This window comes from Pseudoalteromonas sp. T1lg10 (genome assembly GCF_002964545.1).
GTDB lineage: Bacteria > Pseudomonadota > Gammaproteobacteria > Enterobacterales > Alteromonadaceae > Pseudoalteromonas.
Genome location: NZ_PQBV01000042.1, coordinates 212,305 through 227,322, shown reverse-complemented (window position 1 = coordinate 227,322; position 15,018 = coordinate 212,305). Strand labels below are relative to the sequence as shown.

Here is a 15,018-nt window from a genome sequence, read left to right as displayed (position 1 = left end):
AATAGGCTGGCAATGCCCGTCGCCAGCCTATTTTCCCCTTACTCCACCCTAAATTCACCAATAGCGATTAGCTAGGATTCTGGCTGTTTTTGCACCTTGCTCTTGAATCGTTGCGGCAACAAAGTGGCAAAAGAGTCTACAAAGGGCTTGGTATAAATGGCCCAAATAGAATTGTGTCCGGCATCGTATTGACCAACGCCTATATTGATTTTACCCACTTCATCGGCGCGGATCAGGGTGCCAAACAGTCTGTCCCAAATTGCCAGAGCCGAGCCCAGGTTAGTATCAAAATGAGCCGGATTGTCACTGTGATGAATTTGATGTTGGGCCGGGCTAATAAACCATTTTTCAACGCCCTTGCCCCAACTCAGCCAGACATGGGAATGCCTTAGGTTAGAGCCCATGGCATTAAAGGCAAAAACAAAGACGTTGGCACCGAGAATATCGAACATCGACAAGGTATTACCAAAAAGGTAGTAGCACAGCCCCACCACTAGACCTTGCGACAAGGCCATACGACAGGCATAAAGGTAGCTTTCCAGCGGATGCGAGCGATAAATGGTAAAAGGTGTCAGCACCTTAGCGGAATGATGAACCTTATGGTAGTGCCATAAAAAGGGGATCTTATGCAGGGCATAATGCAGAATAAAGCGCGAGAAATCATCGGCCAAAAACAACAAGATGGTAAAGATAACCACCACACTTGTCTCGCTTAACGCAAATGGCCTGGGCTTGCCAAATAGAGCTTCGAGCACCTCGGTGGTGCCCAGAGCCACCGGCACCATGGTCAGAACCACAGGAGCGAAAAGCAAGGCCTTGAGGATACGGTTGTAAATCCAGAGCTGGTAGTCTTGGCGGGCACTGGGGGCCCACCAGATCTTTTTTGCAAACACATAGCGCAAAAAACCACGCGGAGAGGCTTTGCCTTGACGCTTGGCATAAACAAACAGGGCTAATAGCAGGGCCATGATGATATAACCAATAAAAATACGTTTATTGGCATCAAAAAGATAATCAGGCGTTTGTGCAATACTTTGCCAAATTGTCTCGATCATGACCCTTTCCTAAATATACCAATTCACTTAAATAGTTACATACTTAACAGAATTGGTATTAAAACTGATACTTGTAGCCAATCGATAAAGTACGTGGCTTGCCAGGGCGAGCCCCGTAAGGACGGCGGCTGATGATCTTATCCTGATCGAACAAATTATCAACCTTGGCATATAAGCGGCCGTATTGACCGAGCTCGTAATGCGCAGCCAGATCCACCACTGTCGTGGCTGGTACTTCTTCCCCGGCCAGAGCCAGTTCAAAGCCCTCATAACCTACACCTGCGGTCTCAGGCATATCACTGACATACTTAACCAGCATATCCAGCGCCCAATCCTGATGTGCCAAACCAATGCTTAAAGTAGCCTGGTGTGTTGGCAAATAAGGCAGACGATCGCCCTTACGAATATGGCCCCACTGCACGAATTCGGAGAACAGCTCTTCTTTGAATTCGCTTTGTGTGTAGGTGTAAGTCAGACTCATTGGGATATCCAGATGTAGATTCAACGGATAGGTTTGCGCCAATTGTGACTCAACACCCCACACATCCACTTCACCGCCGCTAAATTCACGGTCAAGCTGGCCTTGAGAACCACAGTTTGATTGACCACAGCTTTCGATCAAATTCGAATAATCGTTAAAGAAGCCGATCACTTCAAAGCGGGTCACGCCATCGTTAAAGCGGCCACCGAACTCGTAGTTAACGCTTTTCTCAAAGTCATCTTCACCGGCACGTACGGGAGCCGCAGGGCTCGACGGCACAAAGCCCTGATGCACACCGAATAACAGGCCACTGTCTTCGTTCAACTGATAAAAACCGCTGACGCCCGGAAGCCAGATGCGAGTGGTCTTTTGCTGATAGTCATCGGCGAAATCCGGCTTGTCGTTTTGGTACTCCATATCCATCAATTCACCGCGTACGCCCAGGCCCAGAGTAAGCTGGCCTAGTGTCACCTGATCTTCCAGGTAAACCGACCAGGCATCGGTCGATTCGGTATTCTCGGTGGTGAAGTGACGAGTATCGGCAACCTTGGTATTAAAGCCATCCACCATGGCATAGGTGTCTTCAAAATGGTTACGTTCTATTTCGTCCTGATGGAAACGCACCCCAAAGGAGACCTTGTGATCCATGCCAAACAAAGCCGTGCGCCAATTACCATCGACCTGAATACCCTGGGAATAGTATTCGCGATCATTGGTGCCCATGCTTAGGTAATAGGTGGTTTCACCGGCAAGCACGGAGTCACGTTGACCAGTGATCACCTGATACTGCTCTTCATACACATCAGGGCTGGCGAGAATATCGGAGAGGCTGGCACTGGTGTTGCCAACGCCGTTAAGCTTAAGCCAGGCTCGCTCATAATCATTACGATAGACACGCGTGGTCAAATCAAAGTCTTGGCCACTAAGCTGATGGGTGAACATCACCTGGGTGTGCTCTGTATCCATTTGCGCCGGTTGCGACGCCGCATAACGACGGTATGGATTTTGTGCATAATCGCTGTCGGTTAGGCCTAAGTAGGTTTCGTCCGACAATTCATCGGCATAAGAGAGCTTAAGCTCAAAACGCTGATCAAAACGTTCGCCATCAAGCTGATAGTCAAGCTTCACCAAGAAGTCGTCTTTTTCAAAACCTGTGTCGCCGCCGCCATCAAGCTCCTTGAAACCATCGCTTTCTAAGTGCACGCCCTCAACCAAGAAGCCAAAGTTACCCTGGCGGTCGCCGTAATAACCATGGGCCTTGTTGTAACCATCTCCGCCCACGGCTAGGTCGATCCCACCGGTGGCATAATCAGGCACCTGACGGCTAACCAGGTTTAGGGTACCGGCCACTGTTTGTGGACCATATTTAATGGCCGCAGGGCCTTTAAATACTTCCACCGCAGTCATGCGGGTGGTTACCGGGAAGTAATAGGCAGCCGGCGCCGAATAAGGCGCGGGGCCTATTAATACGCCGTCTTCTAAGATGGTGATCTTCTTACTGCGCTCAGGAGTCACGCCACGAAAGCCGATATTCGGGCGCAGACCAAAGCCGTCTTCTTCACGAATATTGACGCCAGGCACCTGTGACAGGACGCGGTGAATATCATCAAATTCGAACTCTTCGAGTTGTTCTTCACCGATCAAAGTCGCAGAGCCTGCTTCGGTGCGCAGCTTGTCGTGGTGGCTGATAATTTGAATATGCTCAAGGGATTTTTTTTCGTCGGCAACTGCGTTAAATCCCAGCGCCGCGATGCTTACGGCTAAGGCTAATTTACTGTAGTTCATGGTCTTCCTTAGTCGTTATCACCGGCAGAAGTAGCCGGAAGCTCAAGAGCAAGTTCGTTAATAAAGTCGTTTTTCAGCTCATCTGTGATGGCCTTCACCTTGGTATGAACGTCACGTACCTGCTGTTCATTGTCGATAAGCGCGCTGGCCAGGCTCGAGTCGATGGCGGCTATCACTGCCTTGGTCTCGCTAATGGCCAATAACATGCGCTCCTTGGTGGCCGTCGCCTGCTCTTCATCCAGATAATCGTCAAAACCCACCAAGGCCTCCTGGCCTTGCTGCTGACCCACTAATAGGGCTTCAAACGCCAAGAGGTTAGCCTGAATATTGGCAAGCGAGCTTTTTGCATCCAGGCTTTCCACGTCCTCGGCACAGGCAGAGGTGCCGCATGAGTTAGGTAAAATACCGATAGGCTCGGCCAGCTTCTTATCCTTGACCATTTCGGTCAGGTAGAACATAGCATCGGAGATATGGTTTAAGGCAACGTGGGCGTTTTCAAACTGAGAGTTAGGCTCACCGGCGCTTTTCAACTGCGCCGCAAAACCGTTGTCGCCTTGCCATTTATTGAGTAACTCCTCGGCGGATACGATCAGGTCGTCTGCGGCGGTAACCGCATATTCGCAGCGCGCCACCTTGCGCTCAAGGTCGGTTAAGCTATTCCAATCGGCCAGCGCCTCATTGGCGATGCTGCAGTGATGATCGTACTGGGGGTTAAACAGCACATGCTGCAGCGCAAACAAACCGCGGCGAGTGGCGGTGCGGGTGCTGATATCGTAAGGACGGTTAGGGTCCAGATTAATCACCCCATCCTTGTGATAGGCCACATCCTGGTCGATGCCGCAACGGCTGATCGCCGGCCATGAATAGATGCGGTTACGCAATTCGCCACTGTTGCTAAGAAGTGGCCCCATTTGCATCACTTCCACCTGCTGCCAGGCACCCATGGTATCTAACCAGGCATTTTGCGCCGCACTCATCGCCGCTAACGCCTGCTCCGAGCTGCTTTCTATGCTCGCCTGTTCAAGGGCGCAGTAATCGGCAATGGCAGTGCGCTGAGCTTGCGCCTGGGTATAAAACAGGCTGTAAGCCGGGGTAATGACATTATCGACCAGACTGGCAACCAGCGCCGCTTCATCGAAAGTGGTCGGGTTGGTGATCACCCCTTGATCGCCGCCATTATTAAAGCCTTCGCCCTGTGAGCTTGAAGTGCTCTCACCACAGCCTACTAGGGCCAAGGTCAGGGCAAGTGCTAGGGTTTTAACGCGAAAATTCGCAGTAGTCATATTTCATCCTATTTAGCCAAACTCCCAGTTGCTGGGAGGTGCTGAAAACGACAAAAGGCCAGGCGCGAGTAAGCTCGCGACTAGCCTTTAAAGTTATTATATGGGCATGCTGCCTTGTTTCATTGCTTACCAGTTAGCAACATTGTCGGCGTTAAAGCCGTAGATGTTTTGCAGTAAGTCGCGGGCCGCCATTAAGTTCGCCTGATAATCAGCAATGGCAGCAGCATCTGTCACTACCGGCATATCGCCTAGCAGAGTATGCAACTGGGCAAATTTACCTTCATTAGCCGCAGCATTAAACGGCGAGAATGGGCTGAACTGAAAGTTCATGGCAAAGCCCTTCATTTCCGAGAAATGCTTAGCCAGATTAGCAAAGTCCTCATCTGTATAACTATCCTCTGGATCCGCAGCAATACCAGCGGCAATCATGTCTAAGTCAGCATGCGTCTCGTTGATATAGTGCACAACGGTAGCGGCAATAGCGTTTTCCCAGTTAGCTACGGCGATATCTCGCTGTGCTTTTAGGGCATCCATTTGCTCAGTGTTAAGATCAGCGCCTACGTTGTCGTTGATAATCTTACGACCGGCGATAAAGGCATTCATGGCCGCCGCCGAGAAATCTGTGGTTACTGTGGCGCCACGGTCACGCTTGGCGGCATTGGTGGAGTTGCCCCAGTTGTATTCTGAGGTAAGGTTGATCTGACCATCGCCTGAATAGTCGTTATACCCTGAAGCGAAGGCCTCGCGACCACCTTTACCAGCAAGTTCGTCATCGCTGTATTCCAGGTAGTTGCGCGCCGCACCGAAGTAACCAAAGCCTTCATCGAACTGGTGCTCAAGTGCTGTATATGGCTTACCTTCGTCGCTCACCTTGTTGTCTGCCTCAAGACCTTGATCAAGGTAATCATCGGTACCTTGCGAGAACATCAAAGCGCCAAGAGTATGCTTTTGAATTAGCTGGTTTAAATCTAAACCCGACTCTGTGATATAAAGCTTGGTGATGCTGTTGTCATCTGGGTCGACCAGCATTTCACCGCCGTTGTATTTATCGATATTGGCGGCCAATAGATCAAAGTAATGGAAAATCAAACCTTCAGGCGTCTTGTCCTGTGTGCCGAAATCAGTCCAACCCAGGAAGTTACCTTCTTCCTGCCAGGCTTTGTGCATTTTGTCCAGGCTGTCTTTACCTGCAACTTTTAGACTAAGCTCTTTGCCCGAAGAAGAAATTTCTGCAAATGAGCGCTGCTTAGTTTCTAGGTCACCCACAAATTTAAGACTGCCGTCTTTAACCGTTTCATAATCACCCCAAAGCAGCATTAGCTGCTCTCTAACTTGGCTACCAGTTAGACCATTAGTAGTTACATAATCACTTGTTAGCTGACCAATGTAATGTTTAATTTCAGCCGAGAGTGCGTGGCGAGCGATCTGGCCGCTGTAAGATACCGATGAACCAGCACTCAGTTTAGAAGCAAATTCATAGATGTTTACGCCATCTTGAGCTTCAACATCGTCAACGCTAATGGTCAATTCTTTGCTAAAGGTTAAGCCACCTGCGTCTGTTACCGTCACTGTCACCTTGGCATCGCTTTGCTGCTCAAAGTTAAGGGCGATGCCCTCTTTTAGCTTTAGGGTGGTGCCATCAACAATTTCAAACAGGGCTTCATCGGCCGCTAATGAAAAGGTTAAACCCGATGTGCTGTCATCCGTTGCGTTTAGTGTCCCTACCACAAAACCTACCTGGTCATCATTGACCAAGCTTGCTGAAACAGCAATATCTGTAGGAGCTTTGTTTACCGGTGGAGGAGTCGTGCCCTCGTTATCCGAGCCAGAGCCACCGCCACATGCGGTCAGGCCTAAGGTTGCTGCTAGTACAGCGGTAGTCAGTAGAGATTTGCGCAAGTTCATGTTGTCATCCCAAGGTAGATAATAATCATTCTTGTTTGTAATTAGGGGCACATTATAACGATACGCAAATAACAATCAATATCATTTATTAATTTATTTAAATTAAGTTATTAGTTTTGATAACACCTGTTAAAGAAGTAGGAACTAATTGAGCTTTGACTTGTTTTGCGGCAGTGACATAACGAACTTAGCACCGCCTAAGGCGCTGCTATCAACACTGATTTTACCCTGGTGCCACTGCACTATTTTTGCCGTTATGGCCAAGCCTAGGCCATAGCCGCCGGTGCTTTTGGCACGGCTTTGGTCGAGACGAATAAAGGGTTTAAAGATATCGGCCCGTTTTGATTCCGCGATACCGGCGCCATCATCCTCAATGTAAACATCGCATTGCTCCTCATTGGAACAAATGCGCACCTGAATATGATGGCGGGCATGCTTGATGGCATTGCCAAGCAGGTTTTGCAGGGCGCGGGCTAAAAAGTGCGGATCGCAGCGATACAGGTTAGGTTGCTCGTGCAGCACCTCTATATGCACCTTGCTGTCAAAGTTCAGTTTTTCCACCATGCTATCGACCAGCTCATTAAGGTCGACCAGTTCCAGCGCCAAGGTCGGTCTCTGTGCATCTAAGCGTGCGTAGTGGAGCATTTCGCTGACTAAATTTTCCAGCTCGGTAATATCCGAGGTCATGGACTGCATATACTTTTGCTGCTTTTCGTCGCTGCCCTGCTCTAGCATGGCCAGAGCAAACTTAAGCCGTGCCAGGGGCGTGCGAAATTCATGAGAAACGGATGATGTAAGCTCACGCTGAGCATTAAGCAGGCTATGAATGCGCTGCTGCATCACCTGCAAGGCATCGGTGATGGGTAATAAGAAGGAGCGACCCATTCCACTGACATTAATATCGGTGCGGCCATCCACCTGTGCACAAGTTTCACTGAGTTTATTAAAATCGCGCCACAGCATTAGACTCCACAGCCCTACCGGTGCGCCAACCACCAACAATAACAGCAAATAAGGGCCGACAAAGTTCTCGCCTGGGGCCTTAGGCAATTCTACTGGGCCTATTTGTAATAACTCTTGATCATCAAGAGGCACATACCAGAGCAAATGCTCTTCGGCATCGAAAACATGCACGGCCTGCGCCTGTTCAAGACGCTGCTCAAGCTCGTTCGGGAGGGAGATATCACTGCGCTGCAACAAACGCATGGGGTATTGACTATTAATATACTGACGACCGAGATCGCTTTGCGCCAGGGCTTTAAAATTGTTGCCCAACTCCATCGCCAAAGGTGTCGACTGCTCCTCTGTGGGCCATAGCCTTTCTATGGCCCCGGTCACTATGACCAGAGAAACAATAATATATAAGTAGAGGCTGACAAAGAGTTTGCCCAAGCTAGTTATTCACTCCAGGCGTCGCTGACGAAGAGATAACCTTGTCCCCAAACCGTCTTGATTTTATAGGGTTTATCACTGTTATCGCCGAGCTTTTTACGGAGCCGCGAAATACGCACATCCACGGTGCGATCTAAGCCATCGTATTGGCGGCCAATCATCTGCTCATGCACATATTCACGGCTTAACACCTCACCGGCATTGCTGGCAAGCAACCATAAAAGCTCAAACTCATGGGAAGTAAGGGTGATCTCACCGCCTTTTAAGGTAACGATACGGCTGTTTTTATCGATTTTCAGCTCGCCGAAGGTGACGCTTTGCACCACTTTATCTTGCTCTTGGGTACGGCGTAATAAGGCGGTAATACGTGCCAACAATACTCTGGGCTCTGCCGGTTTGATCACATAATCATCGGCGCCCAATTCCAGACCGATCACCTGATCGAAGTCTTCACCCTTGGCGGTCAGCATCAAAATAGGGAAAGAATACTTATCACGCACTTCGCGGCATACGGCAAAGCCATCTTTGCCCGGCAGCATTACGTCTAAAATCATCAAGTCCACTTGATTCTTTTGCACATAATCCATTACCTCGTCACCGCGAGATAATACTGCCACATTGAGATTATTCTGTTGTAAGTAGTCCCGGGTTAGCTCCTGTAGAGCCAGATCGTCTTCGACTAAGAGTATGTTCGCCATGGGCCAACTCCTGAATTAAAAAAAACTCCACACGGAACGTAAGCGTCGACGCGAGCTGCGTAACGTTTGTAATTCCAGCTGGGTATCTACGACTAATTCGCCTGTGTGCGCATGAGTGAGGGAGTATATGGCGGGTAACTGAACCTCGGCTTTATACTGCCACAACCCCTGTTGCTGCGCGGGCCAGCAGCCCAAGGTGCGCTTATTTTCCAGCAAACACACCGGTATGGCTTCGGGCAAAGTCCAGCGAATATTGACCTCAGTTGTACAGGCCTGTTCTTTGTTTTCAACCACACAATATTGTGGCGAGATCTCCAGCAGTTCGTCACTGTACGCGGGCATGGCTGTCATTATCATCACACTGCCGATCACTGCTGTTGCCGCCACACTCATCATGCTAAAAAAGGTGCTTCACACCGATAAATAAGGTCAACGAAGAAGATTCCTTAAACAATGGGCTGGCTTTGGCCTGAGTATCGTAATCGATATAACCTAAATGCATACGCAGCGCATTGCGTTCGTCGACTATATAGCTAACGTCTATTTTAGCATAGGGCTGGACACTGCTACCAACAAGAATATCCGCATAACCGCCTGTTTCTTCACGACTTAAGCCATAAAAATAGTCGTTCTGCTCGCTACTGCTGTAATTGACGCCAATGTTGGGCTCCAAAACCCATTGCTCAAACCGATACCCCCAACGCCAGCTTGCTTGGGCGCGCCAGCCGCGATAAACATCGCTAACATCCGCCAAAGCCTTGACCTGAAACTGTCCTATCGGGGAGAAATAATGATATTCAAAACCAGCATCGAGAGCCCAATGGCGTTTATCAAGGTCATCGACTCTTACTCTTGCCGGACCTTCTGCTGCTAAAGGAGTATTACTGTCTATTTGTTGCAGCGCAAATACACTGCTGGGGTGCCAATCGACAAAAAATCGTGTTTCCGGGTTAACTTCGGTAATAGCGCTGAGCACATGCGCGTCTTGGTTAATAAAGGTGTAACCCAGCTGATTGTTGTCGAGGTACCAAGTATCTGTGTAATAGGCGATATCGGGAACCAGATACAAGGGCACATCATCGCCGCCATAAAGCGGATTGGTCATCATCCCATAGCCGATGTTCACGCCAAGATGCCATTGCTTTAAGGGTACCTCATTGGCCTGGACGCCACTGCCAAACGCAGCCAAGGCGGCACTCAACACCGAATTATGAAGCCCTAAACGCATATGCTTTCCCGAAAATAAAAGTGCCGCTATCCTAGCAACAGTCAAGGTTTTGTTCAGTATGCAATAACAATCATTAACAAATCACTTCATTTTGGTCACTTAGACGCCATTTATAATTGCTCAGCCAACTGCCAGCAGGCGCCGAGCACAGGCTCAGACAGACGCCGTTGCAAGGCCACCAAGCCAATTTCAAAAGGCGGCGGCGCATCGCCGACTTTGACTATCTGCACCTTATCACTAAACGGACTGTTCTCTAACACCACCTGCGGGATCAAGGCCACCCCTAAACCCAAACTGACCATGGACACCAGCGCTTCATGGCCACTGACCTGGGCATAAATGGGCGGCTGTATCCGCCTTGTTCGCCACCAATTAATCAAGCGGGTGCGATTTTCCCCCTGCTCGGGAATAATAAAAGGAAGTTGCTCCCAGGCAATCGCCCCGCCCTGATTGATCTGCTGGCTCACCTCACAGGGAATTTTTGGAGCGATAAATACCAGCTCAGACCAACCCAAACGACAAAATGCCAATTGTTGTGCCAAACGCTCGGGCCTGGCGGCGATGGCGACGTCTTCATGATGATCTAATACCCGCTCCGGCGCCTGAGCCGGGTCGCCTGTATGCAACTTCATTTCAATTTTGCCATGGCGCTGACGCAGTGCCGATAACAAAGGGTTTAAAAAGCTGTAGGCGGCACTGACGGAGCAATAAATACTGAGCTCACCGGCTACCTCCTGCTCCTGGCTCAGGCTGGTTTTGAATTGCTGCCAATGAGCCAAGGTGCTTTTGGCATATTGAATAAAATGCATGCCTGCCGAGGTCAACTGTACCTGACGGTTGTCACGCACAAACAGTTCGCTCCCTACCTCCTGCTCTAGCTGCTTAATGTTGCGACTCAGGGTCGAGGCACTGATATAACAGCGCTCGCTGGCGCGACCAAAGTGCAAGGTCTCGGCGAGCGCCAAAAAGTAATGGAGTTGCTTATGTTGCATGGCCACCTCATTTCAATATCTGCAATACAATAATGCAAATATATCATTTTACGCAACACGCTATTTTGCCTACATTCAATAGCAGACCTATTTGCAGCACTTCTATTTTAAGGACCGACAATGGCAAATTACTTTAACTCTCTACCGCTGCGTGAACAGTTGGCACAATTAGGGCAATGTGAATTTATGGACCGTAGCGAGTTTAGCGACGGCGTCCAGGTACTGCTTGGCAAAAAACTGGTCATTGTCGGCTGTGGTGCTCAGGGCCTCAACCAGGGTTTAAATCTGCGTGATTCGGGCCTAAACGTTAGCTATGCGCTACGTGAGTCGGCCATTAGCGAGCAGCGCCAATCATTTCTTAATGCCAGCGAAAATGGCTTTGTAGTCGGCACCTATGAAGAGCTTATCCCAGATGCGGATCTGGTATTAAACCTGACTCCGGACAAGCAGCATAGCGCCGTAGTTGATGCGGTAATGCCACTGATGAAGCAAGGCGCCACCCTGGCTTACTCTCATGGCTTTAACATAGTTGAAGAAGGCAAGCAGATCCGTGATGACATCACTGTGATCATGGTGGCTCCTAAATGTCCGGGGTCGGAAGTACGTGAAGAATACAAGCGCGGCTTTGGTGTGCCTACGCTTATCGCCGTTCACCCGGAAAACGATCCACAAGGAAAGGGCCTGGCTCAGGCTAAGGCCTATGCCGCGGGCACAGGTGGCGATCGCGCCGGCGTTTTGCTGTCATCCTTTGTGGCCGAGGTAAAATCGGACCTTATGGGTGAGCAAACCATTTTATGCGGCATGCTACAAACCGGCTCACTGCTGTGTTTCGATAAAATGGTGGAAAAAGGTATAGACGCCGGATACGCCGCCAAGCTAATTCAATACGGCTGGGAAGTGATCACCGAAGCACTTAAACACGGCGGCGTGACCAATATGCTTGACCGCTTGAGCAACCCGGCAAAATTAAAGGCCTTTGCCCTAAGCGAAGAGCTGAAAACCATTATGCGCCCTCTTTATAACAAGCATATGGATGACATCATCAGCGGCGAATTTTCCAAAGGCATGATGGCGGATTGGGCCGAAAACGATGTTAAATTACTGAGCTGGCGTGCGGAAACGGCAGAAACGGCCTTTGAACAGCAAGAAAATAGCGATGTACAAATCAGCGAGCAGGAGTTTTTCGACAACGGTATCTTAATGATAGCCATGGTTAAAGCCGGTGTTGAATTAGCCTATGAAACCATGACGGCAGCAGGCATTAAAGACGAGTCGGCCTATTATGAATCGCTCCATGAAACGCCGCTTATCGCCAATACCATAGCCCGTAAAAAGCTTTATGAGATGAATCGCACCATCTCTGACACCGCTGAATATGGCTGTTACTTGTATAACCATGCCTGTTTACCCCTGCTACAAGACTTTATGCGCGATATCGACACGGATGTGATCGGCCGCGGTCTGGAGCAAACGGACAATGGCGTTGATAACCAAGCCTTGATCCAGGTGAACGCGGCGCTGCGTAACCACCCGGTGGAAATCGTCGGCACTAAGCTGCGCAGCTATATGTCTGCGATGAAAAAAATTGTATAAACAGCACCCTTAAACGCTGTGACTCCCTTCAGCCCTGCCTCTATGCGCAGGGCTTTTTTCTTTAGAATCAAACACCCATTCATGCTTTGTAACAATTCACCTGCCGGTGAAGCATCAGCCTCCACTATACTTAAGCGAGTATTCTTCCAAGGATTGGGGTCTAAGTTTTAGATACGCCTGAGCCGTGGAGGTTAGTATGCGCGCCTTAATTACCCTGGTTATCCCACTTTTGCTGTTATGGGGCTGCAATAGCACACAAGTCACAGAGCTTCCTGCACCGCCTATTAATTTGGCGCAACACCCGCAGCTTCAGGCCCAACCGGTGGAAAGTTTGGAGGAAATATTCGCACTAACCAGTACGATGAAAGCCCAGTTAAATAACGTCTTTGCCACCCGTTCTGGTAATCTCAGCGCCACCAAGCGCTTAATGATGCTCATTTTGGAAAACGGCGACAAAAGCGTGCGCTATCAATCCGGTGCTACCCTGACCGCAGCGCAAACCTATAAACAACTCAATGCCAACTGTTTGTCGCTGTCCATTTTGGCCTTTAGCATGGCCGAACACTTGGGTCTTCAGGGGCAATTCCAGCGCGTACATATACCCGAGTACTGGGCCCTTAATCGCGGCTATAACCTGCTCACCGGCCATATTAACCTGCGCTTATATACGCCGCGTCGCCGTAATGACGTTTATGAACTTTACAACGCCGAACGTGAGGTTACCGTGGACTTTGCTCCGGATTTATCCGGCAGCCAGTTTAAAATCACAGACATCACCAAAGAGCGCGTCGCCGCCATGTTTTATAACAACAAGGGCGCCACCGCCTTGGTAGATCAAGACTATGAGCGCGCCTACAGTTACTTCTATGCGGCCACACAAATGGATCCCTATTACTCCGGCGGCTGGGGGAATTTAGGCATCCTCTATCGTTTAATCGATGACTATGAGCGCGCCGAGCGCATCTATCAATACGCCATCAATATCGACAAGGATAACAACACGGCGCTCGGTAATCTGGCGATTCTGTATCGTCATACCGGGCGCGAACAACTAGCCGAGGAGATAGAGCATAAGCTGGTGCAAATGCGCAAAAACAACCCCTACTACCATATAGCCCTGGGTAACGACAGCCTGGTACAAAAACAGTACGCTAAGGCACTTACTCACTTTCGTAAGGCGCGCGAACTGGACGAGCGCATTCACGAAAGCTACTTCGGCATGGCTCACACTTATTACCTGATGGGCGATATTAAGGCCACACGCCGCTACTTGCTGATGGCGCAAAAGCGGGCGCAATTTGACTATGATAAATTGCGTTACCGCGGCAAACTGGCAAGCTTGGAGCTAGTAGCTAACAATCGATGAAGACACTCATATTTTTAGCCACGGCGCTTATTTGGCTGGCGGCAAACCCGGCCATGGCAACAAGTTCACCCCAATGGCACAGAGATTTAACCTACCTGAGCAGCGAAGATCTGGCCGGGCGCAAGGCGGGCAGCAATAGCGGTGCCCAAGCCGGTGATTATGTGCAAAGGCGGCTACAACAATTGGGATATCAAACTCAGGTGCAGCCCTTTGCCTTTAAGCAAGGCTTTTTTCAACAGGGTCAAGGGCGTAATATTATCAGCAATGATTGCCTGCAAAATTGTGTAGTGATCAGCGCTCATTACGATCATTTGGGAAACTCAGGACATAATTATTACCCCGGAGCCAATGACAATGCCTCTGGCGTCGCCGCTATCTTGTATCTCGCCGAGCAGTTGCATCCGCTGCGTAAGCACATCACCTTTGCCGCCTTCGATGCCGAAGAAAATGGCCTGCATGGCGCCAAACACTTTGTCGAAAACAAAGACCATGATGCGGTGCGCCTTAATATTAATCTCGATATGCTTAATTTACCGCGCGCCAACAGTCGGCTTTTTTTCTATACCCGAGAGTCATTATGCCCGATAGCGAAAAGGCATTTAGATAACAGCCCAATAAGAACCCAGTTGGCCAGGAGCAACCGCAGCATTAATCGCCGTCTTGATGGCGAGCGTATCGACTGGCTAAGGGCCAGCGATCATTGGGCTTTTGCCCGGCAAAAATTGCCCTTTATCTTTGTCACCGCCGCAGATGACCCCCATTATCATCAAACAAGCGACACGCTAGCGCAGATCCACGACGAGCGTTATGCGCAAACACTGCAATTATTAACCCAGTTTATTGGGGAGTTGCTAGGATCTCGGTGCGATGATTTTCATGTTCGTGAATAAACTTTTCTTTGCCGGCACGACTACGCTTTTTAACCTCGTTCTCTAGTTTACAGGCAGCGCTGCGCGTGCCCACAGGCATAGTGAAAACCAAGGTGAGCGGACCCTTGCCCTTGAGGTTTTTCGCCCCCTTGCCCTGCTCATGGGCCTGCAGGCGTTTAACGACATTATTACTGACTCCGGTATACCAATGACCGTATTTTGTTTGCACAATATACAGCCACCACAACTCGGATTTATCTAAACTCATTAAACTAATTACCTCGGTTAGGGTCTTATACCAATTCACTTAAATAGCTAATCACTCTAGCGGGCTAAATATCGTGCTAACTGTGTTGAAATTTTTCGATGTA

The 15,018-nt window shown here is 49.5% G+C and carries 13 protein-coding genes; 3 read left to right on the top strand and 10 right to left on the bottom strand.

Annotation, left to right across the window (positions count from 1 at the left end):
- Positions 1–71 precede the first annotated feature (71 nt).
- From C2M17_RS12255 to ilvY, 9 genes are all read right to left on the bottom strand, one after another.
- Positions 72–1,055, bottom strand: coding sequence for a sterol desaturase family protein (locus C2M17_RS12255; protein WP_105201040.1), 984 nt, complete (start codon positions 1,053–1,055; stop codon positions 72–74).
- 58 nt (positions 1,056–1,113) lie between these two features.
- The gene (locus C2M17_RS12250) at positions 1,114–3,321 is read right to left on the bottom strand and encodes a TonB-dependent receptor family protein (RefSeq protein ID WP_105201039.1); all 2,208 of its coding nucleotides are present in this window, start codon (positions 3,319–3,321) and stop codon (positions 1,114–1,116) included.
- An 8-nt stretch (positions 3,322–3,329) separates the two neighbouring features.
- Entirely contained in the window at positions 3,330–4,604 is a 1,275-nt protein-coding gene (locus C2M17_RS12245) for an imelysin family protein (RefSeq protein WP_105201038.1), read from the bottom strand.
- 126 nt (positions 4,605–4,730) lie between these two features.
- On the bottom strand, positions 4,731–6,509 hold the full coding sequence (locus tag C2M17_RS12240) for a DUF4856 domain-containing protein (protein WP_105201037.1): 1,779 nt from the start codon (positions 6,507–6,509) through the stop codon (positions 4,731–4,733).
- Between the two features lie 144 nt (positions 6,510–6,653).
- Positions 6,654–7,901 (bottom strand): ATP-binding protein, encoded by a 1,248-nt coding sequence (locus C2M17_RS12235; protein WP_105201036.1) that lies wholly within the window; start codon positions 7,899–7,901, stop codon positions 6,654–6,656.
- Positions 7,902–7,906: 5 nt separating this feature from the next.
- A complete protein-coding gene (locus tag C2M17_RS12230; RefSeq protein ID WP_105201035.1) occupies positions 7,907–8,599 on the bottom strand; it encodes a response regulator in 693 nt (230 codons plus the stop codon).
- A 15-nt stretch (positions 8,600–8,614) separates the two neighbouring features.
- Positions 8,615–8,986, bottom strand: a complete 372-nt coding sequence (locus tag C2M17_RS12225; RefSeq protein WP_158681444.1) for a DUF3019 domain-containing protein — start codon at positions 8,984–8,986, stop codon at positions 8,615–8,617.
- Between the two features lie 10 nt (positions 8,987–8,996).
- Positions 8,997–9,827, bottom strand: a complete 831-nt coding sequence (locus tag C2M17_RS12220) for a MipA/OmpV family protein (RefSeq protein ID WP_105201033.1) — start codon at positions 9,825–9,827, stop codon at positions 8,997–8,999.
- Positions 9,828–9,937: 110 nt separating this feature from the next.
- A complete protein-coding gene (gene ilvY, locus C2M17_RS12215) occupies positions 9,938–10,819 on the bottom strand; it encodes an HTH-type transcriptional activator IlvY (RefSeq protein ID WP_105201032.1) in 882 nt (293 codons plus the stop codon).
- 120 nt (positions 10,820–10,939) lie between these two features.
- Here ilvY and ilvC point away from each other — a divergent pair, with 120 nt between their 5' ends.
- The 3 genes from ilvC to C2M17_RS12200 all read left to right on the top strand — a co-directional run bounded on the left by ilvC (position 10,940) and on the right by C2M17_RS12200 (position 14,668).
- Positions 10,940–12,412, top strand: a complete 1,473-nt coding sequence (gene ilvC, locus C2M17_RS12210; protein WP_105201031.1) for a ketol-acid reductoisomerase — start codon at positions 10,940–10,942, stop codon at positions 12,410–12,412.
- A 196-nt stretch (positions 12,413–12,608) separates the two neighbouring features.
- Positions 12,609–13,778, top strand: a complete 1,170-nt coding sequence (locus tag C2M17_RS12205) for a tetratricopeptide repeat protein (protein ID WP_105201030.1) — start codon at positions 12,609–12,611, stop codon at positions 13,776–13,778.
- Positions 13,775–14,668 carry a M20/M25/M40 family metallo-hydrolase gene (locus C2M17_RS12200; protein WP_105201029.1) on the top strand — a complete coding sequence of 298 codons (894 nt, stop codon included), beginning with the start codon at positions 13,775–13,777 and terminating at the stop codon, positions 14,666–14,668. Before C2M17_RS12205 ends, C2M17_RS12200 begins: the two co-directional genes overlap by 4 nt.
- Here C2M17_RS12200 and C2M17_RS12195 read toward each other — a convergent pair.
- A complete protein-coding gene (locus tag C2M17_RS12195; RefSeq protein WP_105201028.1) occupies positions 14,616–14,915 on the bottom strand; it encodes a GIY-YIG nuclease family protein in 300 nt (99 codons plus the stop codon). The genes C2M17_RS12200 and C2M17_RS12195 overlap by 53 nt on opposite strands.
- Positions 14,916–15,018: the final 103 nt, after the last annotated feature.

Coding starts and splice junctions, on each gene's coding strand:
- C2M17_RS12205 (WP_105201030.1), top strand. CDS start 12,609: ATGCGCGCCTTAATTACCCTGGTTATCCCACTTTTGCTGTTATGGGGC.
- C2M17_RS12195 (WP_105201028.1), bottom strand. CDS start 14,915: ATGAGTTTAGATAAATCCGAGTTGTGGTGGCTGTATATTGTGCAAACA.
- ilvC (WP_105201031.1), top strand. CDS start 10,940: ATGGCAAATTACTTTAACTCTCTACCGCTGCGTGAACAGTTGGCACAA.
- C2M17_RS12245 (WP_105201038.1), bottom strand. CDS start 4,604: ATGACTACTGCGAATTTTCGCGTTAAAACCCTAGCACTTGCCCTGACC.
- C2M17_RS12240 (WP_105201037.1), bottom strand. CDS start 6,509: ATGAACTTGCGCAAATCTCTACTGACTACCGCTGTACTAGCAGCAACC.
- ilvY (WP_105201032.1), bottom strand. CDS start 10,819: ATGCAACATAAGCAACTCCATTACTTTTTGGCGCTCGCCGAGACCTTG.
- C2M17_RS12230 (WP_105201035.1), bottom strand. CDS start 8,599: ATGGCGAACATACTCTTAGTCGAAGACGATCTGGCTCTACAGGAGCTA.
- C2M17_RS12255 (WP_105201040.1), bottom strand. CDS start 1,055: ATGATCGAGACAATTTGGCAAAGTATTGCACAAACGCCTGATTATCTT.
- C2M17_RS12250 (WP_105201039.1), bottom strand. CDS start 3,321: ATGAACTACAGTAAATTAGCCTTAGCCGTAAGCATCGCGGCGCTGGGA.
- C2M17_RS12220 (WP_105201033.1), bottom strand. CDS start 9,827: ATGCGTTTAGGGCTTCATAATTCGGTGTTGAGTGCCGCCTTGGCTGCG.
- C2M17_RS12200 (WP_105201029.1), top strand. CDS start 13,775: ATGAAGACACTCATATTTTTAGCCACGGCGCTTATTTGGCTGGCGGCA.